Genomic DNA, 17,056 nt, shown 5'->3' with positions numbered 1-17,056 from the left:
GGTAATCGTTCCGGTCGCTGCGACTGGCGGATTTGTGAGAAGGAGGGCTCTATGTCGGAGAAATCGCTAAAAGAGATACAACGGGAAGTGGACGCATACATATCCCAATTCAAGGAAGGTTACTTCAGTCCGCTCGCTATGCTGGCCCGGATGTCCGAAGAAGTCGGGGAGCTGGCCAGAGAGGTCAATCATCAATTCGGCCCTAAGCCGAAAAAACCGGACGAAGCTGACAATTCGATCGAGCTGGAGCTTGGCGATATTTTATTTATAACGATTTGCTTCGCCAATTCGCTGGGGATCGATCTGACGAAGGCCCACGACGAAGTGTTGAACAAATTCCGTACGCGCGATGCGGACCGCTGGACCAAAAAGAACACCGAACAAGAGTAGCCGTCATATGCTGTACCATCGAGTCGGGCGGAGGAACTCCCCGCTGTTCGCACACCTATCGGTTAGGGGCGGATGCGGCACTCCCCCGGAACCATACATACGGGGCGCACAAGCGCGGTCGTATATGGATCAGGAGGAACGCGATGGACGGCGACAATCCGATTAAGAAGGCATACGCTTCGATATTGGAAGCCGATTTCGAGCGGGCGATCGAATGGTTTGAGCAGGCAATCCGCGAAGAACCGGACAATGCGGATTATCATTATAAGCTGTCGGTTACATTTGCGAGGAGCAACCGGCTCGGCAAAGCGATCGAGCATGCGTTGCGGGCCAAGCAGTTGGAGCCGGGGAGCGACGTATACAGCTATCATCTGGATACGCTGCAGGCTAAACTGCTCATGCAGGATGCACAGAAGGTATTGGACGGGACTGACCGGACTTATTTGGCCGTACCTCTCTTGACGCGCGCCATTGAGCTAGATCCGCTGTCCGTCGAAGCGCATATGATGCTTTCCGCCGCTTATGCGGCTTTGCAGGAATACGGCAAGGCCGTTCAGATGGCGAACGAGACGTTACGATTGGACCCCGAGCATCCGGACGCCAAGCGGCTTGCCGAGGAATACCGGCAGCAACTGAAAATGTATTTGCAGACGCAGCAAACGATAAGGGAGATTTGACGATGAGTTCAATCATTCATGTAGCAGTAGCCGGTGCAAACGGAAGAATGGGTAAAGAAGTAGTAAAGATGGTGCTCACCGATCCGAACCTTAAGCTGGTGGCGGCTATAAGCCGTTCCAACGAAGGAGTCGACGCCGGTCTGCTCGTCGGGAAGGAAGCTTGCGGCGTGTTGGTCAGAACGGATCTGGAGGCAGCCCTGTCCGGTGCGGACGCACATGTGATGGTTGATTTCACAACCCCTCACTCCGTTATGGCCAACAGCCGCATCGCGATCCGGCAAGGCGTGCGTCCGGTAATCGGAACTACCGGATTGAAGCCGGCGGATATCGAGGAATTGGACAAGCTGTGCAAAAATAACGGAATCGGCGGGATCATCGCTCCGAATTTCTCGATCGGCGCGATTCTGATGATGAAGTTCGCCGCTCAAGCCGCCAAATATATGCCGCATGTCGAGATTATCGAGTATCATGGCGACCAGAAGCTGGACGCGCCTTCCGGCACGTCAATCAAGACGGCGGAGATGATCGCGTTGAATCGCCAGGAATTCCGCCAAGGCAATCCGAACGAGGAAGAAACGATCGACGGCGCGCGGGGAGGCTTGTACAACGGATTCCGCATACATAGCGTTCGTCTCCCGGGCGTATTCGCGCAGCAGGAAGTTATCTTCGGCGGCTATGGGCAAACGCTCAAAATCCGTCACGATTCGTACGATCGGGAAGGATATATGCCGGGTGTGAACATCGCCGTTAAAAAAGCGATGGAGCTGTCCGGAATCGTATACGGGTTCGAGCATTTTATCGACTGAACAGAAATTGGTTAGCGGAAATGGAGGCTGATGCCGGCAAGCCGGCTGAGGTCCCAGTACGCAACAGCTATAGTGGAGGGAAACCCGATGGAGATCGCACTAATCGCCCACGACCGCAAAAAAGAAGAAATGGTCAATTTCGTTATCGCCTATGAGGAAGTGTTCAAGCATCATACGTTGTATGCGACCGGCACGACCGGCACCCGCATTATGGAGAATACGGACCTGCAAGTACACCGCTACATGTCTGGGCCGCTAGGCGGCGATCAGCAGATCGGCGCTAAAGTAGCGCAAGACGAGATGGATCTCGTCATCTTCCTGCGCGACCCGCTTATGGCGCAGCCGCACGAGCCGGACATCATCGCGCTGCTTCGCTTGTGCGACGTACAGGGCATACCGGTGGCGACGAATATCGCTACGGCGGAGCTGCTTGTCCGTTCGCTTGACCGCGGGGAGTTCGGCTGGCGGGATCTGGTGGATAAATATAAACCGGGGTTGATGTAAATGTCATATGAAACCGATATTCTCATATTCGGAGCGCATCCCGACGACGCCGAGATCGGCATGGCGGGTACGATCGCCAAACATACGGCGGCCGGCCATAAAGTCGTTATATGCGACTTGACGGCGGCGGAGATGTCCTCGAACGGAACGGTGGAGTTAAGGCGCCGGGAAGCCGAGCAGGCGGGAGCGATCCTGAAGCTGGCGGGGCGTACGAATCTGGGGCTGCCTGACCGCGGCTTGTATATGACGAAGGATTATGTCGATGCCATTACGCAGGAAATCCGCAAGTTCCGGCCGCGGATCGTGTTCGCTCCTTATTGGCAGGACAGGCATCCCGATCATATCGCCTGCAGCCATCTCGTTCAGGAAGCGGTATTTAACGCGAAGCTCCGCCGGTATATGCCCGACTCGGAGGCTGTGTCGGTGCAGCAGACGTACTTTTATTTCATTAATGACGTGCACGAAGCCGATATCGTGGTCGACGTAAGCGGCGTATACGAAGCCAAAAAAGCTGCGTTGAGCGCTTATGCGAGCCAGTTCGATCCGGCGGCGGCCGGCAATCACTATGTGCCGACTCCGCTGAACCAGGGGTATCTGGAGCGGGTCGAAGCGAGAGACCGGCTGCTCGGCCAACAAAGGATGATCCCTTATGCCGAAGGGTTCGTATCCAAGCTTCCGGTACTTGTTGACTTATTTTAACGGATGATCGAATATAATACCTGTATACGTATGATTCGCGGGGAGGGGGATGTCTATGGAAAACGATCGACTGAAGATCGGCATTACGTGTTATCCGTCGCTCGGAGGTTCCGGCGTCGTGGCGACAGAGCTTGGAAAGCTGCTCGCGGAAAAGGGCCACGAGGTTCATTTCATTACGCACAGCATCCCTTTCCGCCTGGGCAAGTTTCATAAAAATATTTTTTATCACGAAGTCGAAGTTAACGACTACTACGTGTTCAAATACCCGCCATACGATTTATCGCTGGCAAGCAAGATGGCCCAGGTAGCCAAGATGGAGCAGCTGGATATTTTGCACGTCCATTACGCGGTTCCCCATGCGGTCTGTGCCTTTTTGGCCAAAGAGATGGTCGGCTCGGATCTGAAAATCATCACAACGCTGCATGGTACCGATATCACCGTGCTTGGCCAGGACGAATCGCTCAGCGACCTGATTAGGCTGGCGATCGAGCGGAGCGACGCGGTTACGGCGGTCTCGAAAGATTTGATCCGCGAGACCCGCGATCTGCTGCATATCGAGAAGCCGATTGACCTTGCCTACAATTTTGTGGATAAAAGGGTATATTACCCAAGAGATGTCGCTACGCTGCGCCGCGACTTCGCCAAACCGGACGAGAAGCTGCTGCTGCACATATCGAACTTCCGTCCCGTCAAGCGGATCGGCGATGTGGTGGACGTGTTCGCCAAAGTGAACGAAAGGGTCCCGTCGAGACTGCTGTTCGTCGGAGAAGGACCCGAGCTGTCGAAGACGATCTGCAAGGTGAAAGAGCTCGGCCTGACCGACCGCGTCATATTCGCCGGGAAGCAGGACGATGTCGCGCAGGTGATCTCGCTGGCCGACGTGATGCTGCTTCCTTCGGAGAAGGAAAGCTTCGGGCTCGTGGCGCTGGAGGCGATGGCTTGCGGTGTTCCGACGGTCGGTTCGAACGCAGGCGGCATCCCGGAGCTGATCACGCACGGGGAGACCGGGTACCTGGCGCCGATCGGCGATACGGCTCAGATGGCCGAACACGTGATCCGGCTCCTGTCGGACCCTCAGCTTTATGAGGCGATGTCGAAAGCCTGTCTCGATCGGGCGCATTTTACGTTCTGCAACGATTTGATCACGGCGCAATACGAGCAGATTTATTACCGGGTGCTGGGGCGCGAAGTGCCGAGCATCGATTTGAGCGAAATATGCCGGGCTTGACCGGCTGAAGGATGCGGAGGCATTACGGATATGTCGGAACGGATGGAGACGGAAGGAAAAGAAGTGCTCCGCACGCTCGGCGAAGCGGGTTACGAGGCGTATTTCGTAGGCGGCTGCGTACGCGACAAGGCGCTCGGACGACCGCTCAAAGATATCGATATCGCGACCTCCGCTTTGCCGGACGAGGTGATGAGGCTGTTTCCCCGTCACGCTCCGACCGGTCTTGCCCATGGTACCGTTACGGTTATCCGGGAGCATCACACGTTCGAAGTGACGACGTTCCGCAAAGAATCCGAATACGAGCAGTTCCGGCGGCCCAAGGAAGTGGAGTTTATCTCCGATCTGAACGAAGATTTGCGCCGCCGGGACTTTACGATTAATGCGATGGCTCTGGATGCGCATGGCACCCGGTACGATCCGTTCAGGGGCTCTGCGGATCTGGAAGCGGGAGTCATAAGATGTGTCGGCAACCCGATGGAGCGGTTTCACGAGGACGCGCTGCGCATGCTCCGGGCGATCCGTTTCGCTTGCGAATACGGGTTCTCGCTGGAGGAGGCGACATGGGAGGCGCTACTCCGACATGCGCCGCTGCTGGCCCATGTGGCGATGGAGCGCGTAGGCGCCGAGCTCGACAAGATGATCGAAGGGCAGTCGCCCGATCGTGCGGTGAAGCTGCTTGCCGAGAGCGGGTTAACCCGTCATTTCAAGCAGCCTGTAGAGTGGCCGCTGGCCGAATGGGACGAAGTACCGGAACCGGCTGCAGCGGTGAAGCTGACAGGCGTAACAGGGGCCGAGCTTCGGTGGACGGCCTTATTCGTGCTGCTGGAGATGAGCTCCGGACAAGCTCGGGAAGCGATGAAACGGCTCAAGTTTTCCGGCAAAAAATCGGCTGCGATCGTCCGGCTGCTGCAGATGGATGAATGGATGCGGCAGCATCTGGACAAGTTCCGTATGGAAGACGAGCAAGCGGGCTTCGAGACGTGGGCCGGCGCTTGCGTAATGTTCGGGAAGCCGGTTGCCGCACTGTGGCTGGAGCTTGCTTCCTGGCAGACGGAATCGTTGGACGGCCGGAACTGGCGGCAGCTGCTCGAGCTCGGTCCCGGGTGGATCGAACGGATACCGGCCGATCGGGTAACGGAACTTGCGGTGAACGGGACGGAGCTGGCTGCCGAGCTGGACAAACCTGCCGGTCCGTGGCTGGGCGCGCTGCTTCAGGAACTGCTGGTGGAAACGGCCAAGCTGCGAATACGGAATGAACGGGATATTTTAATTCAAGAAGCCAAAAATCGAGTAAAGCGGGAAACGATGTAATGGAGCATAAAATATTGGCGTATCTGGAGCAGCGCCCGAACGAATACGTATCGGGCGAACAGCTGAGTGAACTGCTCGGCTGCACCCGAACCGCCGTCTGGAAACACATCCGCAGCCTGCGCGATCAAGGGTATACGTTCGACGCGGTCTCGCGAAAAGGCTATAAGCTTACGGGCAAGCCGGACAAGCTGAGCGCAGCGGCCATTCTGGCCGAGCTGTCGACGGCGGTTATGGGCCGATCGGTCAAACTGTACGATTCTGTCGACTCTACGCAGACGATTGCCCACCGGCTGGCCGAAGAAGGCGCTCCGGAGGGAACGCTTGTGATCGCGGAAGTTCAGACGGCCGGGCGCGGCCGAATGGGGAAAAACTGGCATTCGCCGAAAGGGAAAGGCGTCTGGATGAGTCTGGTCCTGCGGCCGAACATCCCGGTTCATTTTACCCCTCAACTGACGCTGCTGGTCGCCGTCGCTTTGAACCGGACGATTCGCAAGCTGGAGCCGTCCTTGCCGGTTGCGATCAAGTGGCCGAACGATTTGCTTGTGGACGGAAGGAAGATCAGCGGCATCCTGCTCGAGTCGAATGCGGAGGACGAGCGGCTGCGGCACGTGATCGCCGGAGTGGGCATCAGTGTCAATCTGCAGGAGGACGATTACCCGGAAGAGCTCCGAGGCATTGCTACGTCGCTCCGTATGCTCAGCGGCCGGGAATGGAGCCGTTCCGAACTGATATGCGCGTTCCTGGAGCAGTTCGAAGCGTTGTACAATCTGTGCGACACGGAAGGCTTCGAGCCGATCCGGACTGCGTGGGAAGCGTCTGCCTATTCGCTCGGCCGTCCGATCGCGGCGAGGACCCCCAGAGGCGTTGTGGAGGGTGTCGCCGAATCGATCGACGAGATGGGCGCCTTGATTGTCCGGCATCCGGACGGAAGTGTGACCAAGCTGTATTCCGCGGATATTTAGCTAAAAACATGTAGATTTCGTGAACGATCTGGTATAATATTGCGTAGAGGCGGTATCCTACGTGGAACTGCACTCCTGCACGCAAGTAAAACAAGTTTGACATGCAAGTCGCGGAATTCTGCTCTGAGCCTAAAAGGGACCGAGACAGAAAACAAATCTGACGATTCGTTTCCTGTTGTTTTCTAAGCCTTTTAGCCGAGCGGCTAAAAGGCTTTTGTGCGTTCCGGACCGGTTCACGAGCTAACCAAATCGAAAGCGGGTGTTCGGATGGAACCGAAAAAAATGAGTACGACCCGAATGAGAAAGATGAAGACGGACGGCGTGCCGATCTCGATGGTCACCGCCTATGACTACACGTCGGCCAAACTGGCCGAGGAAGCGGGCGTGGACGTCATACTGGTGGGTGATTCGCTCGGCAATGTCGTGCAAGGCCAGGAATCGACGCTGCCGGTTACGCTGGACGAGATGATTTATCATACGAAGATGGTGACTCGCGCGGTCTCGGCTCCGTTTGTCGTAAGCGATATGCCGTTTATGACATATCACGGGTCGATCGATCAGTCGTTTCACAACGTCGGGCGGCTGATGCGAGAAGGATTATGCAAGGCGGTCAAGATGGAGGGCGGAACGGAGATCGCCCATACCGTCGACGCGGTAGTGAAGGCAGGGGTACCCGTTATGGGCCATATCGGCCTCACTCCGCAGTCGGTGTATCAGATCGGCGGTTATAAGATTCAAGGGAAAACCGGCGTTTCGGCCCGCAAACTGATGGACGACGCCAAGGCGCTCGAGCAGGCCGGAGCGTTCGCCATCGTCGTCGAGCTGGTCACGGACGAGATCGCGGAGGAGATTACGAAGGCGGTGTCGATCCCGACGATCGGCATCGGAGCGGGCGTTCATTGCGACGGGCAGGTGCTCGTGTTCCACGATCTGCTGCAATATGCGTCGCCGGTATTTCCTAAAAAATTCGTTAAAGCGTACGCGAATATTGGAGACGCTATTCGTAACGGGATCGCCCAGTATGTCCAAGAGGTCAAAAGCCGCAGCTTTCCGGCCCAGGAGCATTCGTTTCACGCGGATCTGGAGCTTGCGGGACATCTGTACGGCGGCAAATCGTCCGACAACGACTGAGGGCAGCCGGGAGAGGAGCAATCATCATACATGGAAGCCATTGTCCGGATCGAAGAGCTGCGTTCGAAGCTGAAGGCAGCCAGACGCAATAAAGCAAATGCGGAGGGCGAAGTACGGGTCGGCTTTATGCCGACCCTCGGCTATATGCACGAAGGCCATATGAGCTTGATTCGTCAGGCTCGCCGGGAGTGCGACATCGTCGTCGTCAGCATTTTCGTGAACCCGCTTCAGTTCGGGCCAACCGAAGATTTCGACAAGTACCCGCGCGACAACGAACGGGACCTGTCGCTTGCGGAGGAAGCGGGAGCGGATTATGTGTTTTTGCCCAGCGTAACGGAAATGTACCCGGCTCCGACGAAGACGACGGTAGTCGTCAAGGAATTGACGGATACGCTGTGCGGCGCGTCGCGCCCGGGCCATTTTGACGGCGTGGCGACGGTGGTAACCAAGCTGTTCAACATCGTGCAGCCGGACCGCGCTTATTTCGGCATGAAGGATGCCCAGCAGGTCGCCGTGATCGAGCAATTTACCCGCGATCTGAACATTCCGGTGCAGATCGTCCGCTGCGAGACGTTAAGGGAGCCTGACGGACTGGCGATGAGTTCCCGCAACGTGTACTTAAACGAAGAAGAGCGCAAGCAGGCGCTCGTCTTGTCCAAGTCGCTTAGCCAAGCCGAGTCGTGGATGGCGGAGCCGGACATGACGGTAGGAAAGCTGGAGCTGAACATTCGACGTATGATCGAGTCCGCGCCTTTGGCCGTTATCGACTACGTTACGATTTTAACCTATCCGGGACTTGAGCCGGTAACCGGCGCACAGCCATTTAACGGAGAACACCCGATTCTGGTGGCGCTCGCCGTCAAATTCGGTAAAACCCGCCTGATCGACAATCGCATTTTTTTCTCTTGAGGAGGGGAACCGGCATGTTCTTAACGATGATGAAATCGAAAATTCACCGCGCGACGATTACGGAAGCAAATTTAAACTATATTGGCAGCATTACGATTGACGAAGATCTGATGGATTTGGTCGAACTTTTACCTAATGAAAAAGTGCAGGTTGTAGATAATAACAACGGAGCCCGCCTTGAAACGTATGTCATCCCCGGCCCCCGGGGTTCCGGAGTCATCTGTTTGAACGGTGCAGCGGCTCGTCTCGTTCATCCGGGCGATACAGTCATTATTATTTCTTACGCGCTGATGACGGGCGAACAAGCGAAAGCTCATAAGCCGAAAATTGCCATTATGGGAGAAGACAACAAGGTCGTCGATACACTGAATGTCGAAACACATTCCACAATCCTTTAAGTGCAAGCTTACGTGAGCACCGGAAGTTCCGGCTGAATTCCATATTCGATGTCGAGCAGGCTTCCTGATTTGCTTCGTGATCAAAAGTGGACTTTTTGAACAACCTCTTTAAGCACGGGCAGCACGATTTCTCAGCCAAGGTGGGATCAGATCATGTTGAAACAGTTGTTTGCCTCGATGCACGACGCGTTAGACGACGTGATAAAACATTTCCCGACTGCCGACGCCAAGGGAAAGCAGGATCTTCACAACAAGCTGGACGTATTAAAAGCGATGAGTGATTCCTTTATCGAGGAATGGCTGCAATTCGAGGAGAAGATGGCTCGTTTTCTGGAAACATTGCCGAAATCGTCCGGTTGGGCCGTTGCGGGGAGCAGCGGCGCTTCTCCAGCCTTGCCGGAAGGCAGCGATGCCTCCGAAGCGTTCAAGCGAGGCCAGGGTTATTTTCAACTGCTTATGTACGACAACGCGGTTCGCGAATTCGAGTCGGTTGTCCAAGGACACCCCGAGTTTATTCTGGGCCGGCTGTACTTGGCTATGGGCCATATGCGCAAAGGAAACGACGCCGAAGCGTACCGGCATTTCCGGTTTATTACCTCGCTGACGGAGCACGACCAGATGAAGGCCGTCTCGTATAACGCGATGGGATGCATTCATGCCAAAAACGCCAATATCGAGCAAGCCCAGCATTTCTTCAAACTGGCCTATATGGCCGATCCGAGCAGCGTGGAGCCGATGATCAACATGGGAATATGCATGTCGCATCACGGAAGCCAAAGCGCCGGAGAAGGATTTATCCATTAAATGATCATAGCCTCGCTTCGGCTTCCCTTTTCGGCTAGGCAATAATTTGGTATGCTAAGAAGGGAATCGCGAAGAAGGGATTGAAGAGTACCGGATGAGATATGCGGTAATCGATTTTGAAACAACGGGAGACCAACCTTCGGATGATATCATACAGGTTGGTCTTGTTGTTATAGAAGATGGTGTCATCAGCCGGCGGTATTCATCCTTCGTCCGGCCTAATAAATCCATACCTGAATTTATCGTACAGCTGACAGGCATCACCGATGAGATGGTGGCGGACGCTCCCGTTCTCGAAGACGTGTTGTCCGACATGCTTCCTTTGCTTGCCGACAGCGCGCTTGTGGCCCACAATGCGGGTTTTGACCATATGTTTTTGCGATACGCTTGCGAACGAAGCGGATATCTTCCTTTTGACGGGCGGGTTATCGATACGATTCCCTTCCTGCGCATCCTGTTCCCTTCGCTGACGAGCCTTCAACTGTCGATGGTGAGCACCGCTTTCGGGCTTGGTCACGATCGTCCGCACCAGGCGGACAGCGACGCTGAAGTGACGGCGCTTATCTGGCTCAAATGTTTGGAGCGGTTCGATACGCTGCCGCTGCTGACCGTTCAGAAGCTGGCTCAGCTGTTCGAGTCCGATCCTTCGGACATGGGCTGGTTTATGCAGGAGATGCGGGTGCGCAAAGAATCGGCAGTCAGTATCGACCCCGAGACGAACCGGTATTTTCGTCAATACGTGCTGAATGTCGGGGACTGGGATGAGGAGAAGCCGGCCCGTGAGGAAGAAGGTTCGCCTCAAATCGGCAAAAACGAGTCGTTCGACGAGTTTTACGATAAAATCAAGACGAATTTGCGCAGCAAGTTCGAGCACTACGAAGAACGCGAAGCGCAGGAGCATATGATCCGCGAGGTGGAGAGCTCGTTTTCGTCCGACCGCCATCTGATGGTGGAAGCGGGAACCGGCACGGGAAAGTCGCTCGGATACTTGATTCCTTCCCTGTACCACGGCATCAAGGAAGACAAGAAAGTGATCGTCAGCACCCACACGATCAACTTGCAGGAGCAGCTCCGTCAGCGGGACATCCCGCTGCTTCAGGATATATTTCCGGTACCGTTCCGGGCGGCCGTGCTTAAGGGGCGGAGCCATTATTTATGCCTGCGCAAATTCGAGCAGAAGCTGTACAACCGCGACTTTGCCAGCGAGAAGGAAGACCGGATCACCGCGGCCCAGATGGTCGTATGGCTTTCGGAGACGAACCACGGAGACGACGAGGAACTGTATTTCGCCGGGCGCGGGGCCGAATTTTGGCAGACGGTCGGCAGCGACACCGATTCGTGCCTGAACCGGATGTGCCCCTGGTTCAAAAAATGTTTTTACCACCGCGCCCGTAATGAAGCGAATATTGCGGACGTGGTCATTACTAATCATTCGCTGCTGTTTACCGATATTCAGGCGGAAAACCGGCTTCTGCCGGCCTACAAGCAGCTCGTCATTGATGAAGCGCATCATTTCGAGGAAGTGGCGAGCAAACATCTGGGGATGGATCTGCATTATGCCTCCCTGGTAAACACGCTGCTGTGGCTGTATAAGGATGCGAAGAACGGCCAGCTGCCCTCGCTTCAGTTCAGGCTGCAGCGCGGCTCGGAGCAAAAGGCCGCTGACTGGAACCAGACGATCGAGTCGGTTTATCCGCGCATGGTGCGCATTAAGGAAGAGTGGGACAAGCTGACCGAGCTGCTGTATATGTTCGTCTCCGAGCGCAACGACGGCGGAGGGACCGAGAGCGGACAACTCGTGCTCCGTCTCAAGCCGGAAGCGCTGCCGAAGGCGTGGAGCTCGCTGCTTGTGATCGAAGAGAACATTTACCTCGAAGCGACCGAGATCGGCAAAAAGCTGGAACGGCTTGTTACCGAGCTGAAGGAGGAAACCGACGAGTTTGCGACGAGCAGCGTGCTGACAGACTTGTCGGGGTCGGTGAAAGCGTTGCTGCGGCACCGGGACGTGCTCCGGTTCTTTATGCAGATGCCCGATCCGCATTACGTGTACTGGCTTGAGGCCGCTCCGTACTTCAAGAGCAAGTCGCTCCAGGTGTTTGCCGTGCCACTCGACGTCAGTCATCTGCTCAAGCAGCACTTCTTCGAGGCGAAGGACAGTGTCGTATTAACGTCGGCGACTTTAACGGTTAACAAAACGTTTCAATACAGCGCCTCGCAGCTGGGCTTGCAGCCGTTGTCGGATACCGAGAAGGTGAAGACGGTGCAGCTTGCATCGCCGTTTCAGTACCGCAAGCAAGCGCTTGTGCTGATTCCGCGGGATTTCCCTAGCGTCAAAGGGGCGACGGCGGACGAAGTGTTCCTCGGGGCGCTTGTCGGGTCTTTGGCCGATGTGGCGAAGGAGACGAAGGGCCGGATGCTCGTCCTGTTCACTTCGCACCGGATGCTGAAGCAAATTCATCCGGAGTTGAAGGAGCGGCTGAAGCCGAGCGGCATTCAGGTGCTCGGCCAAGGCGTCGACAGCGGCAACCGCAGCAAGCTGATCCGGATGTTCCGCTCGCAGTCGTCCAGTGTTCTGCTGGGCACGAGCAGCTTCTGGGAAGGCGTCGACATTCCGGGGGAGGCGCTGACTTGTCTGGCGATCGTCAGACTTCCGTTCCAGCCTCCGAATCACCCGCTGGTCGAAGCCAAAAGCGAGCAGCTGAAAAAGAACAACCTGAACCCGTTTACGGCGCTGTCGGTGCCGCAGGCGGTCATCCGCTTCAAGCAAGGCTTCGGACGTCTCGTTCGGACGGCTAAAGACCGCGGTGTCGTCGTGATTTACGATACGCGTGTACTGGAAACCTCCTATGGCCGCAACTTTTTGTATTCGCTGCCCGGTCCGAAAATCGAACATTTGAGCACACAGCAGTTGGTACCGCGAATATCAGATTGGATGGGGGAGGAAAACGGATGAAGACACCGAAAATTTCGGAGGCGGTCGTCCGCCGTCTCCCGGTTTATCTTCGTTTTTTGAATGAGCTTAGCCGGCGCAACGTGCAGATGGTCTCGTCGCAGGATCTGGGCCAAAAGCTCGATTTGAATCCGGCGCAGATCCGCAAAGATTTGGCTTACTTCGGGGAATTCGGCAAAAAAGGGATCGGCTATGACGTCGTCTATTTGATCGAGAAAATCCGCCAAATTTTAAAGCTGGACCAGATTATTCCGGTCATTCTGGTCGGAGCCGGAAACCTGGGCCGGGCTTTGTGCAATTACAACGCCTACCTGAAAGACAATATGAAGATCGTAGCCGTCTTCGACAGCTCTCCGGACAAGCTCGGCGAGCATATTAACAATTTGACTGTCCAGCCCATGACGGTGCTTAACGAGACGGTCCGGGAGCACAAGGTGCGGATCGGCATCATTACCGTCCCGGCGTTCGAAGCGCAACTGGTCGCCAACCAGTTCGTTGACGCCGGGGTGGAAGCGATTCTTAACTTCGCGCCGGTCATTATTAAGGTGCCGAACGAGATTCGCGTTCATCATGCGGATTTTACGACCGAGCTGCAGAGCTTGGCTTATTATTTGGATTGAGGCAAGGCGAGGCTGCTGATGGTCACAGACGGAGTGTGGAGTTGCGGATGCCTGCGGAGACGCAGGCATTTTTAAAAAGATCGGAAGGTTGAGGCTCTTCCCCATAACTAAAGCGGGTAAGGGCACCCCTTGCTTGTCGGGGCGGCTAATGTGTCGCTAGCTGCTTATCGTTGCTTATCGTTGCTTATCGTATGGTTAGGTAGCCCATCCGCATGTCGTCACAGCGAAGCCCAAACGCGCTCGGTTCGCAAGAAACTAGTTTACGGGATTGGTTGCACTTGGAGTCGAGCTATTCCCGCATAACCTCATCAACGACCGGCTGGAGCGAAGGCTCCCGTTATCTTCCACGCACCAACGTAATGGGTTTGCACGTCAAAGGACCGTCCGGATCAGCCGCACTCCATTATAGGGACTTCTGATAGGGAAAGGATGAGATTTCGGAGTAAGAAGGGCTGTCCCAAAGTGTTCACATGACACGGGAACGTCCCGATTTCCAAACAAAAGGACCTCAAATTCCACAGTATAGTGGAGGCTGAGGTCTTTTTTCTATGTAGGCTCAAAAAATCGCAAATTGACTGTTCGGACGAAATAATCGTACTTATCTTTAGGGATACCGCCGGAAGGAGGTGTATGAAATTGCGCGTTAGCGTGTTTTGTATGTGGAAGGAAGCGTCCATTGGACAAATAGGAACACCTATTGTACACTTATACCTAGTAAACATATGCATAGTAAATCTATGTATAGAATACCTAGGTACAGAGGAGGCGACAGATTGAACAAAGAACTGCTCAAGGGCAGCACGGGCACGATGATACTGGCGCTGCTGAACCGCCACGATCTGTACGGCTACGAGCTGTTGAAGGAGCTGGAACGCAGGTCGGAAGGCGTATTTGCTTTGAAGGAGGGTACCTTGTATCCGATTCTACACGCGATGGAAGCGGAAGGCTGGGTGGACGCCTACTGGAACGAGGTGAACGGCCGCAAGCGGAAATATTACCGGATCACACCGCCGGGCCAGAAACAGCTGGAGCATAAAAAGTCGGAATGGAACGTATTCCGCAGCGCTGTCGATCTCGTATTAAAGGAGGGGAGAGCTTAACCATGATTCGGGATCACGAATTGATTCGGAGTTATCTCCGCTCCGTATGCGCACAGATTAAAGCGAAGGAAGTCCACCCGCATATTCGCAAAGAACTCGAGAGCCATCTGGAGGAACTGGTGATGGAACGGGAGGAAGCGGGTCATCACCGGGAGGAAGCCGTACGGTATGCGATCGGGCGAATGGGAGATCCGGTCAAGGTCGGTAAAGATCTGCATGCGGTACATAAACCTAGAATGAATTGGCCGCTCATGATCGGGGGACTGTTATTTGCGGTATTAGGTGTATTCGCGATGTATCATATCGATAACAGTATGACGGTTCGGTTTCCTTTAGGAGAAAAAAAGCTGGTTTCCGTCGCTTGCGGTTTATTGATTATGGGCCTCCTGTACTTCATTCAACCACGTGCGATACAAAGATACAGCTGGGCGCTTTATGCCGCCGCAACTGGCGGGATGGTCGGCTGTCATTGGTTTGGAGCCGCCGTAAACGGCTCGCCGACGTACATCAATCTAGGCTGGATCAGCCTCGATTGGGCCTGGTTAAGCACCTATTTATGGATTGCAGCGGCTCCGGGGATATTGATCGAACGTGCGAAAAAGCCGTACTTTTGGCTGACTACGGCAGCGATTCTGGTGCTGGTGCCGCTGCTGCTCTACGGAAGTCTGGGAAAAATTCCGGGTCTTGTTCTGTACTTAACTGCCCTGCTGGTCATGGCTGGCTCGGTTACAGGAAAATGGAAACGGGTGATCGCACAAACGCTGCTGCCGCTCGGCACTTTTCTTGTCGTCGCCGTGCAATCCAGACCGTACCTAGTGGATAAATGGAGCATGTATCTCGATCCGAACCGGGACCCGCTTGGCGCCGGATATATGAATGTTCAGATTCAAAAGGCTTTGCAGTCGGCAGGCTGGTTCGGAAACGGCGCACATACGTCCTTACGTCTGCCGGAAGCGCATAACGACATGGTATACGTATTTCTGGTCCATCAATTCGGATGGCTTGCGGGAATTGTCATTGCTTTGGGATGCGCCGGATTTATAGGTGCGCTGATCCGTTCGACCTGCAGCGTATCCGATCCGTTCGGCCGGACGCTTCTTGCCGGTATTTCTACGATCCTCGGTTTTCAGCTGGGTTACAATGTTCTGATGTCGATCGGATTCGTTCCTCTGATAGGGATGCCGCTTCCGCTCGTCAGCTATGGATTTACACATACGGTTGCCGAATTCGCTGTCTTAGGAATTGCGCTGGCGATCTATCGAAGGCGGCATCTGACGCTGGCCGTGTGAGCATAGACGCGCAGCTCCCTGTGCGCAGTGCTTGGCGTCACCATACGGTGCTTGCTTAACCGCATGCGCTGATCTGTTCCATCTTTACCGTTTTCTTAGACTCCATCCGCTTCAAGCGGAGGAGTCTTTCTTTTTATATTTGGGTTTGGAAATCTGTTATCGCATAGGGAAAAAGAAAAAAGCGAAGAGTGAGTGTTGATCCAATAACCCCGGCTTCCCTCAACAAACAAAAGAAGCTGCTCCCAGGGAAGGGAACAGCCCGCATCATGACTCTAAAACAGCCAGAACAACACCTTGTACACAAGAAAAGCGAGCACCATACTGATCGGGATCGTGATGACCCATGTCATGATCATCCGTCCGACCGTGCCCCACTTGACGTCCTTAAACCGGATGACGCTGCCCGTACCGATGATGGACGACGTAATGACGTGTGTCGTCGACAAAGGTTGTCCGATAAAGGTCGACGTCTGGATAATAATCGAGGAGCTCAGATCCGCAGCGAAGCCGTTAACCGGCTCGATCTTCATAATCTTTTTACTGACCGTTTTGATAATCCGCCAGCCGCCGATGGAAGTTCCGAGACCCATTGCCGCCGCGGCGGATATTTTGACCCAGATTGGGACATCCAGCGTCGTCTGAAAGCCGCCGGCGACGAGACCGAAGACGATAATGCCCATCGCTTTCTGGGCATCGTTGCCCCCATGGCTGAACGACAGCAGTCCGGCCGATACGACCTGGAACGAGCGGAACACCCGGTTCAGCTTCGACCGCGATTTGTTGCCGCTGAAAAGGATGATGTATTTAAGCAGAAACATGATGATGAAACCTACGGCAAAAGCGATGACAGGCGACAAAATCAATATATAAACAATTTTCAGGAAACCTTCCATATGAAGGGATTGGAATCCGGCTCCGGCAATAACCGCTCCTGCGAGCGCGCCGATCAAAGTATGGGAGGACGACGAAGGAATGCCGTAATACCAGGTGAGCAGGTTCCAGAAGATAGCCGCTATAAGGGCCGCTATGACGACCTGAACGCCATTTTCGATTTCCGCCGGATTGGCGATGCTTCCGCCGACTGTTTTGGCTACTTCCGAAGACAGCATGGCGCCGACAAAGTTAAGAAAGGCTGCGTACAGCACCGCAAACCGCGGTGACATCGCCCGTGTCGAGATCGAAGTGGCGATCGCGTTGGCCGTGTCGTGAAAGCCGTTGATGAAATCGAATATGAGCGCCAACAGGACAATAAAGATAATCAGGGTCAGCATGATTTTC

General features: G+C 54.9%; 17 protein-coding genes. 16 read left to right on the top strand and 1 reads right to left on the bottom strand.

Annotated elements, in window-relative coordinates:
• Positions 1-51: 51 nt before the first annotated feature.
• The 16 genes from AC3Y2E_RS11420 (at position 52) to AC3Y2E_RS11345 (ending at position 15,778) form a co-directional block, all read left to right on the top strand.
• Positions 52-390 carry a nucleotide pyrophosphohydrolase gene (locus AC3Y2E_RS11420; RefSeq protein ID WP_190925117.1) on the top strand — a complete coding sequence of 113 codons (339 nt, stop codon included), beginning with the start codon at positions 52-54 and terminating at the stop codon, positions 388-390.
• Positions 391-533: 143 nt separating this feature from the next.
• Positions 534-1,067 (top strand): tetratricopeptide repeat protein, encoded by a 534-nt coding sequence (locus AC3Y2E_RS11415; protein ID WP_379210235.1) that lies wholly within the window; start codon positions 534-536, stop codon positions 1,065-1,067.
• Positions 1,068-1,069: 2 nt separating this feature from the next.
• On the top strand, positions 1,070-1,873 hold the full coding sequence (dapB, locus tag AC3Y2E_RS11410) for a 4-hydroxy-tetrahydrodipicolinate reductase (protein ID WP_379210233.1): 804 nt from the start codon (positions 1,070-1,072) through the stop codon (positions 1,871-1,873).
• An 87-nt stretch (positions 1,874-1,960) separates the two neighbouring features.
• Positions 1,961-2,377, top strand: coding sequence for a methylglyoxal synthase (gene mgsA, locus AC3Y2E_RS11405; protein ID WP_190925111.1), 417 nt, complete (start codon positions 1,961-1,963; stop codon positions 2,375-2,377).
• Positions 2,378-3,076: a bacillithiol biosynthesis deacetylase BshB1 gene (gene bshB1 / locus AC3Y2E_RS11400; protein ID WP_379210230.1), complete on the top strand. Its 699-nt coding sequence runs from the start codon at positions 2,378-2,380 to the stop codon at positions 3,074-3,076. It begins immediately after the preceding gene.
• A 55-nt stretch (positions 3,077-3,131) separates the two neighbouring features.
• Entirely contained in the window at positions 3,132-4,304 is a 1,173-nt protein-coding gene (bshA, locus tag AC3Y2E_RS11395) for an N-acetyl-alpha-D-glucosaminyl L-malate synthase BshA (RefSeq protein WP_379210228.1), read from the top strand.
• 30 nt (positions 4,305-4,334) lie between these two features.
• Positions 4,335-5,615 (top strand): CCA tRNA nucleotidyltransferase, encoded by a 1,281-nt coding sequence (locus tag AC3Y2E_RS11390; RefSeq protein WP_379210226.1) that lies wholly within the window; start codon positions 4,335-4,337, stop codon positions 5,613-5,615.
• Positions 5,615-6,577: a biotin--[acetyl-CoA-carboxylase] ligase gene (locus AC3Y2E_RS11385; RefSeq protein ID WP_379210224.1), complete on the top strand. Its 963-nt coding sequence runs from the start codon at positions 5,615-5,617 to the stop codon at positions 6,575-6,577. The genes AC3Y2E_RS11390 and AC3Y2E_RS11385 overlap by 1 nt, the downstream gene beginning before the upstream one ends.
• A gap of 267 nt (positions 6,578-6,844) precedes the next feature.
• A complete protein-coding gene (gene panB / locus AC3Y2E_RS11380) occupies positions 6,845-7,708 on the top strand; it encodes a 3-methyl-2-oxobutanoate hydroxymethyltransferase (RefSeq protein ID WP_379210222.1) in 864 nt (287 codons plus the stop codon).
• A gap of 30 nt (positions 7,709-7,738) precedes the next feature.
• On the top strand, positions 7,739-8,617 hold the full coding sequence (panC, locus tag AC3Y2E_RS11375) for a pantoate--beta-alanine ligase (protein WP_379210220.1): 879 nt from the start codon (positions 7,739-7,741) through the stop codon (positions 8,615-8,617).
• A gap of 14 nt (positions 8,618-8,631) precedes the next feature.
• On the top strand, positions 8,632-9,015 hold the full coding sequence (panD, locus tag AC3Y2E_RS11370; RefSeq protein ID WP_379210218.1) for an aspartate 1-decarboxylase: 384 nt from the start codon (positions 8,632-8,634) through the stop codon (positions 9,013-9,015).
• A gap of 153 nt (positions 9,016-9,168) precedes the next feature.
• Positions 9,169-9,819 (top strand): tetratricopeptide repeat protein, encoded by a 651-nt coding sequence (locus tag AC3Y2E_RS11365; RefSeq protein ID WP_379210216.1) that lies wholly within the window; start codon positions 9,169-9,171, stop codon positions 9,817-9,819.
• A 94-nt stretch (positions 9,820-9,913) separates the two neighbouring features.
• Positions 9,914-12,772, top strand: coding sequence for an ATP-dependent DNA helicase DinG (gene dinG / locus AC3Y2E_RS11360; protein WP_379210214.1), 2,859 nt, complete (start codon positions 9,914-9,916; stop codon positions 12,770-12,772).
• The gene (locus tag AC3Y2E_RS11355; RefSeq protein ID WP_379210212.1) at positions 12,769-13,389 is read left to right on the top strand and encodes a redox-sensing transcriptional repressor Rex; all 621 of its coding nucleotides are present in this window, start codon (positions 12,769-12,771) and stop codon (positions 13,387-13,389) included. Before dinG ends, AC3Y2E_RS11355 begins: the two co-directional genes overlap by 4 nt.
• 737 nt (positions 13,390-14,126) lie before the next feature.
• Positions 14,127-14,489, top strand: a complete 363-nt coding sequence (locus AC3Y2E_RS11350; protein ID WP_379210209.1) for a PadR family transcriptional regulator — start codon at positions 14,127-14,129, stop codon at positions 14,487-14,489.
• Between the two features lie 2 nt (positions 14,490-14,491).
• Positions 14,492-15,778, top strand: coding sequence for an FtsW/RodA/SpoVE family cell cycle protein (locus AC3Y2E_RS11345; RefSeq protein WP_379210207.1), 1,287 nt, complete (start codon positions 14,492-14,494; stop codon positions 15,776-15,778).
• A gap of 272 nt (positions 15,779-16,050) precedes the next feature.
• Here the strand turns inward: AC3Y2E_RS11345 and AC3Y2E_RS11340 are convergent, their stop codons facing one another.
• Positions 16,051-17,049, bottom strand: coding sequence for an inorganic phosphate transporter (locus tag AC3Y2E_RS11340; RefSeq protein WP_379210205.1), 999 nt, complete (start codon positions 17,047-17,049; stop codon positions 16,051-16,053).
• Positions 17,050-17,056: the final 7 nt, after the last annotated feature.

The sequence above is a fragment of the Paenibacillus sp. MAH-35 genome, from assembly GCF_058135425.1.
The sequence above is the reverse complement of the archived record's forward strand: the minus strand, read 5'-3'. Positions and strand labels throughout refer to the sequence as shown.

What these genes read in the sequence shown, in the direction of transcription:
- AC3Y2E_RS11340 (WP_379210205.1), bottom strand. Translation starts at nt 17,049, where the DNA reads ATGCTGACCCTGATTATCTTTATTGTCCTGTTGGCGCTCATATTCGAT.
- dinG (WP_379210214.1), top strand. Translation starts at nt 9,914, where the DNA reads ATGAGATATGCGGTAATCGATTTTGAAACAACGGGAGACCAACCTTCG.
- AC3Y2E_RS11355 (WP_379210212.1), top strand. Translation starts at nt 12,769, where the DNA reads ATGAAGACACCGAAAATTTCGGAGGCGGTCGTCCGCCGTCTCCCGGTT.
- bshA (WP_379210228.1), top strand. Translation starts at nt 3,132, where the DNA reads ATGGAAAACGATCGACTGAAGATCGGCATTACGTGTTATCCGTCGCTC.
- AC3Y2E_RS11350 (WP_379210209.1), top strand. Translation starts at nt 14,127, where the DNA reads ATGTATAGAATACCTAGGTACAGAGGAGGCGACAGATTGAACAAAGAA.
- panD (WP_379210218.1), top strand. Translation starts at nt 8,632, where the DNA reads ATGTTCTTAACGATGATGAAATCGAAAATTCACCGCGCGACGATTACG.
- bshB1 (WP_379210230.1), top strand. Translation starts at nt 2,378, where the DNA reads ATGTCATATGAAACCGATATTCTCATATTCGGAGCGCATCCCGACGAC.
- panB (WP_379210222.1), top strand. Translation starts at nt 6,845, where the DNA reads ATGGAACCGAAAAAAATGAGTACGACCCGAATGAGAAAGATGAAGACG.
- AC3Y2E_RS11365 (WP_379210216.1), top strand. Translation starts at nt 9,169, where the DNA reads ATGTTGAAACAGTTGTTTGCCTCGATGCACGACGCGTTAGACGACGTG.
- AC3Y2E_RS11345 (WP_379210207.1), top strand. Translation starts at nt 14,492, where the DNA reads ATGATTCGGGATCACGAATTGATTCGGAGTTATCTCCGCTCCGTATGC.
- AC3Y2E_RS11415 (WP_379210235.1), top strand. Translation starts at nt 534, where the DNA reads ATGGACGGCGACAATCCGATTAAGAAGGCATACGCTTCGATATTGGAA.
- AC3Y2E_RS11385 (WP_379210224.1), top strand. Translation starts at nt 5,615, where the DNA reads ATGGAGCATAAAATATTGGCGTATCTGGAGCAGCGCCCGAACGAATAC.
- AC3Y2E_RS11420 (WP_190925117.1), top strand. Translation starts at nt 52, where the DNA reads ATGTCGGAGAAATCGCTAAAAGAGATACAACGGGAAGTGGACGCATAC.
- dapB (WP_379210233.1), top strand. Translation starts at nt 1,070, where the DNA reads ATGAGTTCAATCATTCATGTAGCAGTAGCCGGTGCAAACGGAAGAATG.
- AC3Y2E_RS11390 (WP_379210226.1), top strand. Translation starts at nt 4,335, where the DNA reads ATGTCGGAACGGATGGAGACGGAAGGAAAAGAAGTGCTCCGCACGCTC.
- mgsA (WP_190925111.1), top strand. Translation starts at nt 1,961, where the DNA reads ATGGAGATCGCACTAATCGCCCACGACCGCAAAAAAGAAGAAATGGTC.
- panC (WP_379210220.1), top strand. Translation starts at nt 7,739, where the DNA reads ATGGAAGCCATTGTCCGGATCGAAGAGCTGCGTTCGAAGCTGAAGGCA.